Source organism: Streptococcus sp. V919, assembly GCF_054353475.1.
Map to the genome: position 1 here is coordinate 285,591 of NZ_JBTHHY010000002.1, position 18,185 is coordinate 303,775.

Sequence of the window (18,185 nt, forward strand, 5' to 3'; positions counted from 1 at the left end):
GTTTTAACAATTTAGGATTTTTACTTTCTGCGATTTCTACGATAACCATTCAATTTTTTGTTTTCCCAATAGCTATTAAAGATTTTTTCTTTGCTTTCGCGATCAATTTCTAAGAAATAAGCATAAAGTAAGTCAATGACAAAGAGCATAGGAAGCTGGGCAGAAAGCCGTTGAATATAAGGGGATTGACCTTGATTTGCTACAAGTACAGTCTCAGTAAAGTCCTGAGTCTCCTTGCTAAGCATACTGGTAAATAGAACAGTTTTTGCTCCCATATCCTGAGCATCTAGTAGACTATCGATGACGGAAGTTGTTGTTCCTGAAAGAGAAAAACCAAATACGAGACAGTTCTTATCCAAAATGCTTGTAGTCCAGGCAAAACCATCTGGATCTGTTATGGCTTCACAGACTACACCCAGTCTCATGAAGCGAAATTTCATTTCCCGAGCGACTAAGCCAGAACTTCCAGTTCCAAAGAAGTAGACACGCTCAGCCTGTTCAATCATTTGGGCTACGCGTTCTAGTTGTTTTTCATCAATCAGTTCTCGAGACATTTCTCGGAGATTAGTATAGCTTCTTAAGACTCTTTGTGTCAAGGGATTCATATCTGGTTGTAGGAGAGTTAGGGCATCTTTTTGTTGTTGATATTTAAAGATAAACTCACGATAACCTTTGAATCCGCATTTTTTTGCAAAACGTGTGAGAGCAGCTTGTGAGATATGTAGTTTTTGGGTGACCTCTTGCGAAGACAAGTCGTCATGAATTGTTTCAACTTGTAAGAAATAACGGGCAATCACTTGCTCTAATTCCGTCATTTCCTCAAAATGAAGATTAATAATCGTAGAGATGTCTTGCTTATTCATGGGACTCCTTTTATAGATATTTGCTAGAATTCCTTTGATGAATCTAACAAATAAAAATAGCGCTTACCACTATTATATCATAGAAAATAATTTTTGGGCCAAAAAGGAAAAGTCTTTTCTTTTTCCATAATTTTCTCCCTAAATTATGGTACAATGAAAAGTAAGATTTTGATTAGAAATGAGATTGATTTGTATGAGAAAATTCAATAGCCACTCGATACCGATACGGCTTAATTTGTTATTTGCAATCGTCATTTTGCTTTTTTTAACAATTATTGGCCGTTTGCTTTATATGCAAGTTCTTCATAAGGATTTTTATGAAAATAAACTAGCTTCTGCTAGCCAAACTCGAGTAACCATGGGTTCCGCTCGCGGAGAGATCTATGATGCGACTGGTAAACCCTTAGTCCAAAACACCGTTAAACAAGTTGTTTCATTCACACGAAGTAACAAGATGACTGCGGCTGATTTGAAGGATATTTCTAAAAAATTGTTGACTTATGTCACAGTCACTTCTCCAGAGTTGACGGACCGACAAATGGCAGACTACTACTTGGCGGATGCCGAAGCTTATAAGAAAACAGTTGAAGCTCTTCCTAAGGATAAACGTTTTGATTCTGATGGCAATCAACTTTCTGAATCTGAACTCTATAATAATGCTGCTGAGAGTATTACAGCGAATCAGCTGAACTATTCTGATGATGAAAAGAAGGCAATCTACCTCTTTAGCCAACTCAATTCAGTAGAAAATTTTGCGACAGGGAATATCCAAACCGATCCTTTGACGGATACGCAGGTAGCTCTGATTGCATCTGCTTCTAAGAAATTGCCAGGTATTTCTATCTCTACTTCATGGGATCGAAAGGTTTTAGAAACCTCACTTTCATCTATTGTTGGAACTGTTTCTAGTGAAAAATCCGGACTTCCAGCAGAAGAAGTGGATGCGTATTTGAAAAAAGGTTACTCGCTCAATGACCGTGTCGGGACTTCTTACCTTGAAAAACAATACGAAGAAGTCTTGCAAGGTAAACGGACCATCAAGGAAATCCATTTGGACAAGCACGGAGACATGGAGAGCGTAGAGAATATCGAAGAAGGTAGCAAGGGTAAAAACACCAAATTAACCATTGATTTGACCTTCCAAGATAGTGTTGATAGCCTCTTGAAGAGTTATTTCAATTCTGAACTTGCAAATGGTGGTGCTAAATACTCAGAAGGCGTTTATGCAGTAGCCCTTAATCCTAAGACAGGTGCTGTATTGGCAATGTCAGGAATTAAACACAATCTAGAAACAGGAGACTTGACACCAGACTCACTAGGAACAGTGACCAATGTTTTTGTACCAGGGTCTGTCGTTAAGGCGGCAACCATCAGTTCTGGTTGGGAAAATGGGGTCTTGTCAGGTAACCAAACCTTGACAGACCAACCAATCGTCTTCCAAGGTTCTGCCCCTATCAATTCCTGGTATACCCCTTATTACAGTTCCTTTCCGGTTACAGCCGTTGAGGCTCTAGAATATTCATCTAATGCCTACATGGTTCAAACTGCGCTAGGAATGATGGGTCAGACCTATCAACCAAATATGACAGTCAAAACCAACCAACTTGAGTCTGCCATGGGAAAACTACGCGCGACTTTTAGTGAGTATGGTTTGGGTGCTTCTACAGGTATTGACTTGCCCGAGGAATCAACAGGCTTTATCCCTAAAGACTATGATTTGGCCAACTATCTAAATAATGCTTTCGGGCAGTTCGATAACTACACCCCAATGCAGTTAGCTCAGTATGTTGCAACTATTGCCAATAATGGTGTCCGCTTAGCTCCTCACATCGTAGAAGGAATCTATGACAACAATGATAAGGGTGGCCTTGGGGAATTAATCCAAGCAATAGATACCAAGGAAATCAACAAGGTCAATATTTCTGAATCAGATATGGCAATCTTGCACCAAGGATTTTACCAAGTATCGCATGGAACTAGTCCCCTTACGACAGGACGGGCGTTTTCAGATGGCGCCACTGTTTCTATCAGTGGTAAGACCGGTACAGCTGAAAGCTATGTAGCTGGTGGTCAAGAAGCTAATAATACCAATGCCGTGGCCTATGCTCCAACAGAAAATCCTCAAATTGCAGTTGCAGTAGTCTTTCCTCATAATACCAATTTAACCAAAAATGTTGGGCCAGCAATTGCTCGCGACATTATCAATCTATACAACCAACACCATCCAATGAATTAGAAAGGAAGCCATGCTTTATCCAACACCTATAGCTAAACTGATTGACAGTTATTCTAAACTTCCAGGTATCGGGATTAAGACAGCGACCCGACTGGCCTTTTATACCATTGGGATGCCGGATGACGATGTCAATGAATTTGCAAAAAATCTCCTTGCAGCTAAGCGAGAATTGACTTATTGCTCTATTTGTGGACGTTTAACAGACGAGGACCCTTGCTCTATCTGTACAGACCCTAGTCGTGACCAATCCACGATTCTGGTTCTGGAAGATAGTCGCGATGTCGCTGCCATGGAAAATATTCAAGAATACCACGGTCTTTACCATGTCTTACACGGCTTAATTTCACCTATGAATGGGATTAGCCCAGATGACATCAATCTCAAGAGTCTCATGACACGTCTCATGGATAGCGAAGTTTCTGAGGTCATCGTAGCGACCAATGCGACTGCTGATGGTGAGGCGACTTCCATGTATATCTCACGACTTCTCAAACCCGCAGGAATCAAGGTTACTCGTCTAGCACGAGGTCTAGCAGTCGGAGCTGATATCGAATATGCGGACGAAGTAACGCTCCTAAGAGCTATCGAAAATCGTACAGAACTCTAGTCTGTAAGATTAATGATAGAAGCAATTAGCTAATAGATAAGATTTTAAGAAACTAAGAGGCTGGATTTATTTTTAATCCAGTCTCTTTTTTGCTATTCAAGTTTAAAAAAAGAGACAAATGTGATATACTAAAGAGCAAGTATTCTAGTAGAAACAGGACAATCATATGAAACAAACAATAATTTTATTATATGGTGGACGCAGTGCAGAACGTGAAGTGTCTGTATTGTCGGCTGCGAGTGTGATGCGTGCGGTTAACTATGATCGTTTCGCAGTCAAAACCTTCTTTATCAGCCAGTCCGGTGATTTCATCAAAACCCAAGAATTTACCCAAACTCCTGGACAAGATGAACGTCTCATGACCAATGCGACTATTGATTGGTACAAGAAAATTGCTCCAAGTGCTATCTACGAAGAAGGAGCCGTTGTCTTTCCAGTTCTTCATGGACCTATGGGAGAAGATGGTTCCGTTCAAGGTTTCTTAGAAGTCTTGAAAATGCCTTATGTCGGTTGCAATATCTTATCTTCAAGCCTTGCCATGGATAAGATCACTACCAAACGTGTTTTGGAATCTGCTGGAATTGCCCAAGTTCCTTACGTAGCGATTGTTGAAGGGGATGACTTGGCCTCTAAGATTGCAGAAGTCGAAGAAAAATTAACCTACCCAGTTTTTACCAAACCATCCAATATGGGTTCTAGTGTTGGTATTTCTAAGTCTGAAACTAAAGAGGAACTCCATCAAGCTCTAGAACTTGCCTTCAAGTATGATAGCCGTGTCTTGGTAGAGCAAGGAGTCAATGCACGTGAAATAGAAGTTGGTCTCTTAGGAAACTACGATGTCAAGAGCACGCTTCCAGGTGAAGTTGTCAAAGATGTAGCCTTCTATGACTATGAAGCAAAATACATCGATAATAAGATTACGATGGATATTCCAGCTAAGATTAGCGATGATGTGGTATCGGTAATGCGCAAGAATGCCGAAACTGCCTTTCGTGCTATTGGTGGACTTGGTCTCTCACGTTGTGACTTTTTCTATACAGATAAGGGAGAAGTTTTCCTAAACGAGCTTAACACCATGCCAGGATTTACTCAATGGTCTATGTATCCCTTACTTTGGGACAATATGGGAATTTCTTATCCAGAATTAATTGAACGTTTAGTTGATCTTGCTAAGGAAAGTTTTGACAAGCGTGAAGCGCACCTATTGTAAAGACAGACATAAGGGCGGGGCAAGACTCCCTGCCCCTTTTTAAAGGAGTAAACATGAAACTTACGATTCACGAAGTTGCGCGTGCCGTCGGTGCAAAAAATGATGTGACAAGCTATGCGGATAGCCCGCTAGTCAAGGCTGAGTTTGATAGTCGTTTGATTGGGCCTGGAGATTTATTTGTGCCACTAAAGGGGGCGCGTGATGGTCATGACTTTATAGAGACAGCTTTTGAAAATGGCGCTGTTGTAACCCTGTCAGAAAAGGAAGTAGAAGGTCATCCTTACATTTTAGTAGATGATGTCTTGACAGCCTTTCAAGCACTTGCGGCCTATTACCTTCAAAAGACAGGTGTCGATGTCTTTGCTGTTACAGGTTCAAATGGGAAGACTACTACCAAGGATATGTTGGCTCATTTGCTTTCTACAAGTTACAAAACCTACAAAACGCAAGGGAACTATAATAACGAGATTGGGCTTCCCTACACGGTTCTCCATATGCCAGATGATACCGAAAAGCTGGTCTTGGAAATGGGGCAGGATCACCTAGGAGATATCCATCTTTTGTCTGAATTGGCTCATCCAAAAACAGCAATTGTGACCTTGGTTGGAGAAGCTCATTTGGCCTTCTTTAAAGATCGTTCTGAAATTGCCAAAGGGAAATTGCAAATCGCTGATGGGATGGAAAAGGGTTCCTTACTTTTGGCACCGGCTGATCCCATTGTAGAGGATTATCTCCCTGCTGATCAAAAAGTAGTTCGTTTTGGTCCAGGTGCAGAACTCGAAATTACAGAATTGATTGAGCGTAAGGATAGCTTAACCTTCAAGGCCAATTTCTTAGAGCAGGCTCTTGACTTGCCAGTAACAGGTAAGTACAATGCGACTAATGCCATGATTGCATCTTATGTTGCTCTTCAAGAAGGAGTGACTGAGGAGCAAATTGGTCAAGCCTTCCAAAATCTAGAATTGACCCGCAATCGTACCGAGTGGAAAAAAGCTGCCAATGGAGCAGATATCTTGTCAGATGTCTACAATGCTAACCCAACAGCTATGAAGTTGATTTTAGAAACTTTCTCTGCCATTCCAGCCAATGAAGGTGGTAAGAAACTCGCAGTTCTGGCAGATATGAAAGAACTTGGAGACCAGTCTGTTCAACTCCATAATCAGATGATTTTGAGCATTTCACCAGATATCCTTGATACGGTTATTTTCTACGGTGAAGACATTGCTGACTTGGCTCAGTTAGCTAGTCAAATGTTCCCAATCGGCCATGTTTACTACTTCAAGAAAACAGCTGAAGAAGACCAGTTTGAAGCCATGGTTAAGCAAGTTAAGGAAAGTCTTGGTGCACATGACCAGATTTTGCTTAAAGGTTCGAACTCTATGAATCTAGCCAAGCTAGTAGAAAGTCTAGAAAATGAGCACAACTGATTTCGCCAAAGCTATGCAGAGAATGTTAGCGATTACCGATACTGGTTTGACCTATACAAAGGATCCTTTTGACCGTGAACGTTATGAGGATTTACGTCAGATTTTATGGAGTGTTTTGCAGGATCAAACAGAGCTCAATCAAGAGGAATTAACTGCAATTTTAAAACCAACAGCTAGCTATGCAACTCCCTTGATGGATGTACGAGCTTGGATTGTTCAAGACCAGAAGATTTGCCTGGTTAGAGGACAAGGAGAGGATACTTGGTCATTACCTGGTGGTTTTGGTGAGGTAGGATATTCTCCCAAGGAAAATATCCGAAAAGAAGTTCAGGAAGAAACAGGTTTTTCAGCAGAAGTAGGCTCTTTATTGGCAGTTTTTGATACCAACCGCTTTCAACTTCAGAACAAGCAGTATGCAAAGTTCGTCTTTGACTGTCAGTTATTAGATGGACAATTTCAAGAAAATCAAGAAGTTGCAGAATTAGGATTTTTTGACATTTCGGCTCTCCCTCCCTTATCTGAAAAAAGAATAACTAAGGAACAAATGGATATTCTTTGGCAGGTTTATCAGGGTGAGCGGGAACAATATATTGATTAGAAGCTTTGCTTTATCTTAAGGCTACTAGCTTCTTTGGGACACAAAATTATAAGAAATAAATGTAAGCTAGGCTCTATAGAGATGAGTAAGAGGCCTGCTTATATGAAAATGAGGAAAGTTACATGAATATTTGGGATGCTTTATTTAGCACGAAGCCGACGGAGCCACCCCAATTTGATCTTCTTTGGTATGGAAGTCTATTTAGTTTATTGGCATTGACTGTATTTCTTGCCTATCGCTATGGTAATAATAAGATTTGTCAACGATTTTTCCAGATTTTACAGGCGACCCAGTTAATCCTTCTCTACGGTTGGTATTTGGTCAACCAGATGCCTCTGACAGAAAGTCTGCCCTTTTATCATTGCCGTTTAGCAATGTTTGTAGTGCTTTTGACCCCGGGAGTCTCTAGAGTCAAACAGTACTTTTCTGTGCTTGGAACCTTTGGGACATTGGCAGCCTTTGTTTATCCAGTGCCAGATCCCTATCCCTTCCCCCACATCGCTATTCTGTCTTTTATTTTCGGACATTTAGCCCTCTTTGGAAATTCCTTGATTTATCTTTTAAAGGACTATGATGCTAGTTTATTGGATTTCAAACGAATCCTAGTCATCACATCTTCGCTTAATGCGCTGATCTTTGTGGTTAATCTAATGACGGGTGGAGATTATGGCTTTTTGACAAAACCACCATTGGTTGGAGACCACGGTCCTTTGATCAATTATATAGTGGTTACGCTGTTCTTGACTTGCGCTATTTACTTAGTTTCTAAGGCGTTTCAGACCATGCTTGAGGAGAAGGGTGAAAGAAGACTACGAATCTGGCAAAAATGAAAAAATATTTTCCCAACCGCTTGACTTTTATCTGAGATTTTTGATACAATAGTAGGCGGTATTGTTTACCCCATTTGTAAGGCCCCGGAACCTTTCAAATAACTTGCGGACCGGAACATCCGCCCTGTAAACAAAAACGACATTCATATAGGAGAAATCATGAACAAAACTACATTCATGGCTAAACCAGGCCAAGTAGAACGCAAATGGTACGTTGTTGACGCAACTGATGTACCTCTTGGACGCCTTTCAGCAGTTGTTGCTAGCGTACTTCGCGGAAAAAACAAACCAACATTCACACCACACACTGATACAGGTGACTTCGTAATTGTTATCAATGCTGAAAAAGTTAAATTGACTGGTAAAAAAGCATCTGATAAGATTTACTACACTCACTCAAACCACCCAGGTGGATTGAAATCAATCTCTGCTGGTGAACTTCGTTCTAAAAATGCAGTACGTTTGATCGAGAAATCAGTTAAAGGTATGCTTCCACACAATACTCTTGGCCGCGCTCAAGGTATGAAATTGAAAGTATTCGTTGGAGCTGAGCACACTCACGCTGCACAACAACCAGAAGTTCTTGATATTTCAGGACTTATCTAAGGAAAGGAACAATAAAGTATGTCACAAGCACAATATGCAGGTACTGGACGTCGTAAAAACGCTGTTGCACGCGTTCGCCTTGTTCCAGGAACTGGTAAAATCACTGTTAATAAAAAAGATGTTGAAGAGTACATCCCACACGCTGACCTTCGTCTTGTAATCAACCAACCATTCGCAGTTACTTCAACTGCAGGTTCATACGACGTTTTCGTTAACGTTGTAGGTGGTGGATACGCTGGTCAAGCAGGAGCTATCCGTCACGGTATCGCTCGTGCCCTTCTTCAAGTAGACCCAGACTTCCGCGATTCATTGAAACGCGCAGGACTTCTTACACGTGACTCACGTAAAGTTGAGCGTAAGAAACCAGGTCTTAAGAAAGCTCGTAAAGCATCACAATTCTCAAAACGTTAATCAATACGATTATATCAACGTTTCAAAGCACTCAAGAGTTTACCTCATGGGTGCTTTTTTTATGTTTTTTGAAAAAGTTCACCTCAAAGTTTACCTTGTTTTAACCTTATTGTTTTAGAGACTTTAAGGCAAATTCACCGACTGCCATAGGGACTACATTAGAAGTATTGACATAAATCTGTGTTGTACCTGTGTCGCTATGTGTTAGAGCTTCGGAAATAGCTTCTAAGCTCATTCCTGCCTGTTTAGCGAGTGTTGCTCCCGTATGACGTAGTTTATGTGGTGTAGCTTGTGTAAGCTCTGGGTGTCGCTTTCTGATAGTTTTCATCTTATTATTGAGATAGTCAGAGTGTAAAGGTTTATTGATATTTCCTCTGGTATCTATGTAAGTGAAGATGAATTGTTCTGGATTAGTGATGATACCAAACTTTGCTAGTTCATATTTTTGTTGTTTTTTCCATAAGGTTAGAAGTTGAAGCAAGTCGCTAGAAATAGAAAAGATAGTTTTTTTATTTCCTTTGGTAGATTTTACTTGTCCATATCTATCTAAAGCCTGAATTAACTGAATCTGAGATTTTGAAAAGTCGATATGTTTCCACTGGAGAGCATATGTTTCTGATTTTCTATCTCCAAGGAAAAAAGTGAGATAGAAAAGGACGTAATCTTTGAGTGATATTTTATCGTTTTCTAAATCTTCTTTAAAAGCTGAGAACCATTCTTGGAGTTGCTCATGAGTTAAATATAAATCTTCATCACGTTTTGATTCTGCAAGTTGAATTTTTTTAACAGCCTTAATTCGTCTTAAAGTTTTTGCAACTCTATTTGCTTCAATATATTCAAGTTCTTCTGCCCAATCAAAAATAGAAATAACGTAACTTCGTAAAGTTTTGAAGTTGGCATATTCGTTGGCTTTTGCCGTCATCAAATTTAGAATAACCTGTTTATTTTGGTTTAAAAATTGAATCGTATAGTTGCCAAGAAGTGGTAATATATGCTTTTCAAAACATGTTTTGGTATTAGCAATTGTTGACCTGCTTGGTGGCTTAGAAGTTGATGTAGTTTGTCCTGCTTTATAGGATTCCCACCAAATATTATTATAGAAGTCTGAGAAAAGAATATCTTCTTTTCCTAGTCCCGAAAACGCATTGTCTTCAATTTGGTTTAACTTCGTGAGTAAGTCTATCTCTGCTTGTCGTGCCTCCTTTCTTGTTTTGAATCGTTTATCGTAGTAGTTGTTGCTGACGATTCCAAGTGGCATTCGAGCTTCTATTGGAATGTAGATTTTTAAACGATAAGTACCATTTTTTGTTTTAGTGATAGTCATGATATTCTCCTTGTGTATCGAACCAGAAAATATCATGACTATTATAAAACAAACATCTTGATATTTCTAGTTATGTGAGTTTAGCCATTGGTCGATAGCGTCTTTATGGAATCGAATCGTTTTACCGATTTTGATTTTGGGTAGGCCTTTTACAATCCAAGAATCCAGTGTATTGTTTGATATACCTAAATAGTTACAAGCTTGTTGCTTGTTCAAATAGGGGCTATCGATACCGCTCTTGTCTAATTGCTCTCTGATTTCTTTATTTATAAGATTAGAGAGTAAAAGTTGAATTTGATGAATTTGCTCATCTGGTAAGATTACTTGCATAGCTTTTCCTCCATTATACTTCTATTGAAGTAGTGCTTGATATGACGTCACTAGTTTCATTAGGAGTATTCGTCAAAGAATTTTCTGATGAAGTTATTTTGCTTTTGTCTGTGCTATACCTTCGTGAATCTAAATACTTAGCAAAAAAGTAAGTTTTATCTACGATAAGCCTTAATAAGATCGGATTTTCTTCTCTCGCATATCTAACCAGATGATTAAACTCTGTGAAATTCTTCTTGTCTATCACGTCAATAATAGTTGATAGAAAATCATCGTTGTTATTGTTTATGAGGAATTTGTCTAATTCAAATCCGCATCCTATTTCTATATCATCAATTTTGTATTGAGTCTTTTCAGGATTCTCCGCATGAACAAAGTAGTCATACATCCCCTTGGGAGACATAATAGGCTCTACATGAGCAGGACCCTTTAATTTATCCTTGATTAGCTCAGATACTTGATTATAGCTTTTTAGTGAATCAAAGAAAAAGGCGCCATGCTTATGAGCTTTTTTTAGCTCACCTGTTTTTCGATTGATATCTCTATCATGCCAAGGGGATAAGATGAAGGGGATATGAAAACTCTCAAGGATTTCTAAATAGTTTTCTGGGGCGCTTTCTTTGTAAAAAAGAAAAGCCCACTTGTTAGAACGTTGTTCTTTTGCCATGTGCAATATGTCTCGCTTTCAGTTGTATTTCTATCTATAAGGAGATTTAGAAGGGTGTCTTCGGAAGGTGGGACACGCTTTATTTGATATTTTTGTGATTATTGATTATTGGACTAACGGGGTCGTAGTAACCCGTTAGTCCGTAGACCAAAACAGAAGGGCGCTAGGTGGCGCTCACTTCGTGCGCCAAAGCGCCCTTCCAATCATTTGCGTCTTGTTCCGATAAAGTAGAAGTCCATGCCCTTTCTTTCAGGTCTTGAAAAATAATAGTCTGGATTGCGACTAGAAACTTCTTCACTGATGATTGTTTCCAAATCCTTTAAGATTTTAATGGCTTGTTGGGATTTGGGAACAGGAATAATCAAGGTTGCGCTTCCTTCTCTTATATCTACAACCACTTTCTGAATTGCTTTATTGAACTGTTTATTGACAGGACTGTATCTTTTTACATTCCCTTGCTCGCTTGTGCTTACAGATTCTGAGTGTTCTCTTTGAATAAGAAAAAGGCGAAGTGAAAAGGTCTGTATGATGGATTTAAAGAGGTTAACTATTCTGTCTTCACTCTGGCGTATCTTGATTTCATAGCCAAATAATCCAAAGAATAAGAGAAGGGACAAGAAAGAGATAGATGAGCTGATAAAGTGAAGCAAGCGCAGGAACTCAAACAGAGATGTGAAATAGATACTGTTTTCCAAGGGGTTCATCCCAAACCTCAATAGAATTGCAATAAACATGGATAGGATTCCCACTATAAAAAGGGTAGTTGCGGGATGTATGTTTTTTTGAAAGTTCGTTTTTCTCATAATCTATAAAATTCCTTTCTTAGTGTAATAGGTTGGACATAGCAAAGGTAGAACTTGATAAGGATGTTCATTATCAATGATTTGAATTAATCCAGTCCCTTTGCCGATTGGAATAACGATACCTTCTGGGTCAAGGTCAGGAAACAAAAACTGTGTGGTCTTTTTATTAATGTTTCCAATCTGTATCAGAACGTTCAATTGTTCCCTAACGGATACAGGAATTGTATTGTGGTCAAAGCGTTGACTGACTAGAAGTAAATGAACTCGTGTGGAACGTCCCAGTAACGCGATTTGAGATAATAACGAGAAGAAGGAATCTTTTATGGTTTTGTTGACCCCTTCTGACAAGGCAAGGACTTCATCAATGACAATGCTTAGATGTTTAAAATCGTGCCTAGGATTTTCAAACAGGATGGCTTGCCTTTTATGGATGATGGTCAGACACTTGCTTAAGTTTTCATTGATTTCTGACACAAAGTCAGACTTAGAACGGTTTTCATGAGGGTGAATGACAGGGATTTGGTATTCTCTTGCCCAACGTGATGGGGTATCAAACTTAGGGTCAATGATAATCAAGTCAGAAAAGTTTCTGAGGACACTTAAAAGGTAGGTAAGGGTATAGCTTTTTCCACTACCTGAATTTCCCGCAATCGCAAGGGATGTTACCTTGTCATAGTTAATGGTTAGATTTTTCATAATAGGAATATTATTACCCTTTAGATTTGAGGCAAATGTCTCAAGTTCTGGAATAACCAAGCGTTCCGAAATTCCGATTTCCCATGGGAAGAATAAGCCTCGCTGAACATGAATATCCTCTGTCTTTAATGCGATAAAGTAAGCAGAATTTTGCTTTAACAAAGTATATTGTGGATAGAGGGAGGCGTTTGCGATTAGAAAAATCTTTTGATACAAGTCATCATCGATGATAAAGCCACAAGGAAGCCGAGGGACAAAGATAAAACCGTCTTCTCGGACGAGAATGTTAAAAGAGTTGGTGTAGGATGTTTCACCCTGTAATACAGAGCCCAAACCCATGTTCAAGCTCTGTAACAGGTATTGTTCCAACTCTCTTTGTGTAAGAGTTGAAACCATTAGTTCACCTCTTTCAATCCATCAGCTTTGAAGTAAACATTGTAGTTAACTTCGCATGCTACTAGATTTTCAAATGAAATTAGAGATAGGTAGTCTGGTAGTTCAGGTGCTTCTGTAAATTTTACTTGAAAAGGTGGAAGTCCTTTTTGACCAAACCAAGCCTTATATGCGATAATTTCACCGGTTGGTTTATTATCTTCATATTTTTGTTGGGGTTCGAGTTCGTCACTCAATAAGTAGATAGGTTCGGTAAGGTCAACGTATTGTTGAGCGATGTGGTTTGAGTAACCGCCTTTGCGGTGTTGTGGTTTAATTTTCATATGGATATACCTTTCTATAAGTAGATTTAAAAGTGAGAAGAGACAAGCTCGGTTTCATGTCATGAGCTGGACAGTCTTTATTTACTCTTCTAGTTTTTCCCTCAGAAGTTTGAGTGATTTTTCTAGCCTTCTTTTGACTGTTTTATCACTGAGGTGAACTTCTTCAGCTAATTGAGTAAAATTCTTATCTTCAAAGAAGTAACCATAGATAATGCTTTGTACGATATCGTCAAAATTATCAATTGTCTGATAGACTATTTGGATATCTTCTTGATAAATGAGCATTTCAAGAGGATTGGAGTGTCTGAAGTTATCTGGTAGAAAGTCAAGCATTTCTTTCCTCTTATAGATGAAATTGAGGCTGAGTTTTCCATGATACCTGTCTTTTCTTTCTGCGTTATCAAATGGTAATGATAAAAGATGGACAACTCTTTTCCAGTCGCCACGTTCAGCCGCTTCCTTAATTTCTTTTTCTCTTCGGATAGCGACCTTGTCAGGTTTGGGTTGTTTTGAATTTTCTTTTGCCATGATTCTTTACCTTTCTTATGGACAAAAATAGTGAACGTGTTCTTGCTCGGTTTAACATCATGAGCTGGATGGTTGTTCTTGTTTATAAGGAGATTTTTTGGGGTGTCGTCGGACAAAAAAGTGAAAAAAGTTTAGAAAAATAAAAAATCCCCCACAGCACTTGTGTGGGGGGGGGAGGGTAAAGATTTGTAACTGAAATTTAACTTGACAGAATCTTGATTTTGGAGTATAATTCCCTTTAGGGAATAAACAATTGAAAATAAATTTTTATGAATAAATTGGTGTTTGAGGTGAAACCTCATTTTAAAAAGATTCGTGTACACGAATCTTTTAGGGAACTTTATACGAATATCAATATATTAACAAAGTAGAATAAAAACAAAAAAAGCCATCCTAAGCTCTGTTCATCGAGAGAACTTGGGATGGCTTTAAATGTTGGTAAAATGTAAAGATTCGAAAAATAAGACCTCCTATCGCAACCATGCAAAAAAAGCAACGGTAAATCCGTTGCTTTTTTTGGAAATAAGGGACTATTGTCCCAGACTCTTTAGTTTTAGTATTGCTTTTGTTTCAATGTCAATAAGTGTGTTCTTTTTGAATCAGTAACTATTCCAATTTATCTATCTCGAAATAAATATGTGGAAAATTGACGGATTCCTTAAATAATCATATAATATGAATATGTAAACCCTTACATACTATTCTACTTATACTTGATAAAATGCAAGTTCTTGAGGATCTATAAATATATAGACACTCTTCTATTTATAAAGTGAAATAAAGAATCACGGAGAAAGTTTATGGATATTAAAGAGACATTCAACCAGCTAGACAATACAAAATTTAATGATTTCAATAATCGCCTTGAAGGTTTTGAGAAACTTTTTAAAGACAAATATTATTTTACCCATCCCGAAGATTTTAGCTCAATCTTTAGCATTTTGGTAAAGTATGGAAAAAGTACAAGTAAATATATTTTATCGAAAGGAGAGATATATGAGTGAAATAGTTATTAATGCTCAGAATTTATCTAAAAATTTTTATAATTTTGATTCAAGACTCCCATTTATCAAGAGATTTTTGAAACGTAATCAAATAACGATTCGAGCTGTTCAAGATATTAGTTTTACGATTAAGAGAGGGAGTATAGTTGGCTTTATTGGGAGTAATGGAGCTGGTAAATCCACAACGATTAAAATGTTGACTGGGACTCTTTATCCTAGTTCCGGAAAATTAGAAGTGAATGGAGAAATTCCATTTAAAAGAAGTATAAATTTTAGAAAAAAAATTTCAATAGTAGTAGGAAATAAATTACAGTTATTTCAAGATGTTTCGGCTATGGATTATTTTCAATTGATTGGTACTTTATATGAGGTAGAACCGGCGATTTTACAAGAACGAATTCAGGAATTAAGCAATTTGTTGAATGTAAAAGATCAGCTTTACCAGCAGGTCCGGACCCTCTCTCTTGGACAAAAAATGAAAATGGAGTTTATCGCGGCATCTTTAACAAGTCCGGAAATATTATTTTTAGACGAGCCTACTATAGGGTTAGATATACAGTCTAAAAAAGATATCAGAACATTTTTAAAGAAAATGAATGAAGAATGTCATACTACTATTATTTTAACGAGTCATGATATGGATGATATTTCGTCTGTTTGTGACGAATTAATCGTCATTGACAAAGGAAAAATTATTTTGCAGGAGTCAATGGATGTTATTTTATCTAAATTTTCTGATTTTAAATATTTAAAGATAAAAATGACATTAGATTTGGTACCAGAGTTATGCTCTGTTAAAGGAGTAGTAGTCATTTCTCAAACAAAATCGGAATGTATACTAAAAATACCTAGAGATTTTGTCTTTGAGACATTAGAATCAATCAATAAGCTTGTAGATATAGAAGATTTTGAAATATCAAATCTTTCTTTAGAAGAAATTATTTTACAAAACTATTTTACAAAAAAGGAGCACAATTGAAAAAAGAAATGTCTATTATTCTGATATCATTTCGATCTATTTTGAACTATAAATCAAGTGTACTATTGTTAATGTTACAGGCAAGTATACAAATTATGATATCAGTATTTTTATGGACGTATATATATCAGAGTAACCAGATAAATATAGCAGGATATGATTTTACCTCAATGGTTCAATACTATTTGGGGACTATAATTTTTTCATATTTTGTTTTTTATCCAGTTGATTGGGAAATCAATGACGATGTTCATTCAGGAAATTTTTTTAGCATATTAATAAAACCTGTTACTTTTTATAAGTATTATTTTTGTAAAATGCTTGGAGATAGGCTTGCTCATTTATTATTTATCATCATTCCTGTCATTTTATTCTCCAGTGTTTATTACAAGAATGAGTTATTAACCATTGAAATTCTTATTTTAGGAAGTATTGCAATTATTCTATCTATGGTTCTATGGTTTTTAATATCATGTTGTGTAGGTATGCTTTCTTTTTGGTTAGAAAATATATTTTTTGTCCTTACTGTTAAAGAAATAGTAATTCAGTTTTTATCAGGAATATTATTGCCTTTAAGTTTTTTTTCAAATAATTTTCGTCTGTTTTTAGATGTATTACCTTTTAAATACTTAGTATATGAACCGCTTCAGATGTTTAGTAATGATACATATAAATTAATAGACTATTTGAGAATTATTTGTATTCAATTGATTTGGTGCATCATTTTTTATATTATATCAAGATTCATATTGAGAAAAGGAGTGGAGCACTTCTCAAATGTGGGAGGATAAAATGTTTAGAATAAAAGTAATTTTTAGGCTACTTCATTTTGGTTTTAAATCTGATATGAATTTTCATTTTGACTTCTTTTGTGGTCTATTTTCGTCGATACTGTGGATTGGTTTACCTATTGTATTTTTTAGATTGATTTTCTTAAACATAGACTCTTTTAATGGTTGGGACTATTATCAAATTTTATTTTTGGTAGGTTCCTACACTATTGTAGATGGAGTTATGATGGGATTGTTAATTAGAAGTATGGGAATTTTAGAATCAGATATTTTGAGTGGTAACTTGGATCAAATTTTATTGAGGCCGTTTGATACTCAGTTGTTCTATATTTTTAGATCATTTAATTTAGTTCAATTCGTGAATACTTTTTTTGGTCTTGCGATCATTTTTATAAGTTATGGAAATTTAAATGTACATTTAAATTCATTAAAAATATTATTTTATATCCTTTCTTTAATGTGTGGTTGTATTATATATTATTCAATTTGGTTTCTAATAACGATTAGTTCATTTTGGTTCCCAACTAAATTTTCAAAAGTAGATGTATTTTTGAATTATATTGGAATTTCTAAGTATCCATATAATATTTTTACAGGTATTAACAGATTGATCACTATGTTATTTGTGCCCAATTTATTAATTGCCAATCCTGCAGTATTAATATTTTTAGGGAAAGATACATTGAACCTATTTTTCTATCAAATAGTTTTTACAGTTTTTTTGATTATTATCAGTCGTACAATTTTTAGAAAAGGATTGAAAAAATATGAAAGTGCAGGAAGATAAACAATGTTGTTCAGTTATATGTTTGACTAAAGGAAGTGATTCGCTGTACTTTGTTTTGTGGTCATTGAAACATCAGATAATTATAAACTATAATTTAAAGAATAGTATTATTAACTTATAGGTGCTAAGAAAAAATTTAAAGAAATTCCCTCATTCAATCAAACTTATTCATATTTTTTAAAATAAGAAAATAGTTGGATTTTGATGATGGTTGATATAAAGCTAAACTGAAAGTACCTGAAATCCAACTGTGTCAAACCAGGTCATACGATCTGTGAGAAAAAGAACACATAACAAAAAGAGGAGCTTCACAATAAAGTTCCTCTTCTTTTATATATCCGAATCATTATTCTTATTTCAAAAAAGGTAGTGAAAAAGGTAGTGATTCGGTTGATTTATATTGCAATGTAGTGAAATTTAGAATTTCAAGAATCGCTTAAAATCAAGGTTTCTAACATCTATTGACGTGTAGTGAACCCCTATTTCACCTCTGTAAAAACTAAATAAGGTAAACTTTTGATATTCTGGTTCGATTTTATCTTGTTTTTAATGAAAGTTTACCTTATTTTAATGAAAGTGATTGAAATTAATTGAAATTTTAATTTTTAAAAACTTATGAAAATGTTGATTTTAAAGCACTTTGAAATTAGACGAAATAAGTGATGCCCCAACCAGGTCTTAAGAAAGCTCGTAAAGCATCACAATTTAGTAAACGTTAATTCGAAAGAATTACTATACTTACAAAGAGCACCTTTCGGGGTGTTCTTTTTTT

General features: G+C 36.6%; 21 protein-coding genes. 13 read left to right on the plus strand and 8 right to left on the minus strand.

Features of this window, described 5'->3' with window-relative positions:
- Window positions 1-20: 20 nt before the first annotated feature.
- Window positions 21-863, minus strand: a complete 843-nt coding sequence (locus ACXYSK_RS07530; RefSeq protein WP_458625581.1) for a MurR/RpiR family transcriptional regulator — start codon at window positions 861-863, stop codon at window positions 21-23.
- Window positions 864-1,056: 193 nt separating this feature from the next.
- Between ACXYSK_RS07530 and pbp2b the strand changes: the two genes are divergently transcribed.
- The 8 genes from pbp2b to rpsI all read left to right on the plus strand — a co-directional run bounded on the left by pbp2b (window position 1,057) and on the right by rpsI (window position 8,788).
- Entirely contained in the window at window positions 1,057-3,099 is a 2,043-nt protein-coding gene (pbp2b, locus tag ACXYSK_RS07535) for a penicillin-binding protein PBP2B (RefSeq protein ID WP_458625582.1), read from the plus strand.
- Window positions 3,100-3,109: 10 nt separating this feature from the next.
- Window positions 3,110-3,706 carry a recombination mediator RecR gene (gene recR / locus ACXYSK_RS07540; protein WP_000966738.1) on the plus strand — a complete coding sequence of 199 codons (597 nt, stop codon included), beginning with the start codon at window positions 3,110-3,112 and terminating at the stop codon, window positions 3,704-3,706.
- Window positions 3,707-3,872: 166 nt separating this feature from the next.
- Window positions 3,873-4,916, plus strand: a complete 1,044-nt coding sequence (locus ACXYSK_RS07545; protein WP_458625583.1) for a D-alanine--D-alanine ligase — start codon at window positions 3,873-3,875, stop codon at window positions 4,914-4,916.
- Between the two features lie 53 nt (window positions 4,917-4,969).
- Window positions 4,970-6,343 (plus strand): UDP-N-acetylmuramoyl-tripeptide--D-alanyl-D-alanine ligase, encoded by a 1,374-nt coding sequence (locus tag ACXYSK_RS07550; RefSeq protein WP_458625584.1) that lies wholly within the window; start codon window positions 4,970-4,972, stop codon window positions 6,341-6,343.
- Window positions 6,330-6,941, plus strand: a complete 612-nt coding sequence (locus tag ACXYSK_RS07555) for an NUDIX hydrolase (RefSeq protein ID WP_458625585.1) — start codon at window positions 6,330-6,332, stop codon at window positions 6,939-6,941. Before ACXYSK_RS07550 ends, ACXYSK_RS07555 begins: the two co-directional genes overlap by 14 nt.
- Before the next feature lie 122 nt (window positions 6,942-7,063).
- Window positions 7,064-7,771 (plus strand): YwaF family protein, encoded by a 708-nt coding sequence (locus ACXYSK_RS07560; RefSeq protein ID WP_458625586.1) that lies wholly within the window; start codon window positions 7,064-7,066, stop codon window positions 7,769-7,771.
- A 159-nt stretch (window positions 7,772-7,930) separates the two neighbouring features.
- Entirely contained in the window at window positions 7,931-8,377 is a 447-nt protein-coding gene (rplM, locus tag ACXYSK_RS07565; RefSeq protein WP_001044622.1) for a 50S ribosomal protein L13, read from the plus strand.
- Between the two features lie 18 nt (window positions 8,378-8,395).
- A complete protein-coding gene (gene rpsI, locus ACXYSK_RS07570; RefSeq protein WP_002893764.1) occupies window positions 8,396-8,788 on the plus strand; it encodes a 30S ribosomal protein S9 in 393 nt (130 codons plus the stop codon).
- A gap of 106 nt (window positions 8,789-8,894) precedes the next feature.
- Here the strand turns inward: rpsI and ACXYSK_RS07575 are convergent, their stop codons facing one another.
- The 7 genes from ACXYSK_RS07575 to ACXYSK_RS07605 all read right to left on the minus strand — a co-directional run bounded on the left by ACXYSK_RS07575 (window position 8,895) and on the right by ACXYSK_RS07605 (window position 13,852).
- On the minus strand, window positions 8,895-10,112 hold the full coding sequence (locus ACXYSK_RS07575) for a site-specific integrase (RefSeq protein WP_458625587.1): 1,218 nt from the start codon (window positions 10,110-10,112) through the stop codon (window positions 8,895-8,897).
- A 66-nt stretch (window positions 10,113-10,178) separates the two neighbouring features.
- Complete coding sequence (locus ACXYSK_RS07580; protein ID WP_061418099.1) at window positions 10,179-10,442, minus strand: helix-turn-helix domain-containing protein; 264 nt, start codon at window positions 10,440-10,442, stop codon at window positions 10,179-10,181.
- 13 nt (window positions 10,443-10,455) lie between these two features.
- Entirely contained in the window at window positions 10,456-11,109 is a 654-nt protein-coding gene (locus ACXYSK_RS07585) for a replication protein (protein WP_458625588.1), read from the minus strand.
- A 203-nt stretch (window positions 11,110-11,312) separates the two neighbouring features.
- Window positions 11,313-11,843 (minus strand): hypothetical protein, encoded by a 531-nt coding sequence (locus ACXYSK_RS07590; RefSeq protein ID WP_225750018.1) that lies wholly within the window; start codon window positions 11,841-11,843, stop codon window positions 11,313-11,315.
- Window positions 11,844-11,915: 72 nt separating this feature from the next.
- Window positions 11,916-13,004 carry an ATP-binding protein gene (locus ACXYSK_RS07595; protein ID WP_458625589.1) on the minus strand — a complete coding sequence of 363 codons (1,089 nt, stop codon included), beginning with the start codon at window positions 13,002-13,004 and terminating at the stop codon, window positions 11,916-11,918.
- On the minus strand, window positions 13,004-13,318 hold the full coding sequence (locus ACXYSK_RS07600; protein WP_346775286.1) for a hypothetical protein: 315 nt from the start codon (window positions 13,316-13,318) through the stop codon (window positions 13,004-13,006). Before ACXYSK_RS07600 ends, ACXYSK_RS07595 begins: the two co-directional genes overlap by 1 nt.
- An 87-nt stretch (window positions 13,319-13,405) precedes the next feature.
- Entirely contained in the window at window positions 13,406-13,852 is a 447-nt protein-coding gene (locus tag ACXYSK_RS07605; protein WP_225750020.1) for a sigma factor-like helix-turn-helix DNA-binding protein, read from the minus strand.
- Between the two features lie 17 nt (window positions 13,853-13,869).
- Between ACXYSK_RS07605 and ACXYSK_RS07610 the strand changes: the two genes are divergently transcribed.
- From ACXYSK_RS07610 to ACXYSK_RS07630, 5 genes are all read left to right on the plus strand, one after another.
- A complete protein-coding gene (locus ACXYSK_RS07610) occupies window positions 13,870-13,995 on the plus strand; it encodes a hypothetical protein (protein WP_458625590.1) in 126 nt (41 codons plus the stop codon).
- A gap of 657 nt (window positions 13,996-14,652) precedes the next feature.
- Entirely contained in the window at window positions 14,653-14,856 is a 204-nt protein-coding gene (locus ACXYSK_RS07615; protein ID WP_003010127.1) for a hypothetical protein, read from the plus strand.
- Complete coding sequence (locus tag ACXYSK_RS07620; protein WP_003010129.1) at window positions 14,849-15,835, plus strand: ABC transporter ATP-binding protein; 987 nt, start codon at window positions 14,849-14,851, stop codon at window positions 15,833-15,835. The genes ACXYSK_RS07615 and ACXYSK_RS07620 overlap by 8 nt, the downstream gene beginning before the upstream one ends.
- Complete coding sequence (locus ACXYSK_RS07625; protein WP_003013825.1) at window positions 15,832-16,626, plus strand: ABC transporter permease; 795 nt, start codon at window positions 15,832-15,834, stop codon at window positions 16,624-16,626. The genes ACXYSK_RS07620 and ACXYSK_RS07625 overlap by 4 nt, the downstream gene beginning before the upstream one ends.
- Window position 16,627: 1 nt before the next feature.
- Window positions 16,628-17,413 carry an ABC transporter permease gene (locus tag ACXYSK_RS07630; RefSeq protein ID WP_003013947.1) on the plus strand — a complete coding sequence of 262 codons (786 nt, stop codon included), beginning with the start codon at window positions 16,628-16,630 and terminating at the stop codon, window positions 17,411-17,413.
- Window positions 17,414-18,185 lie beyond the last annotated feature (772 nt).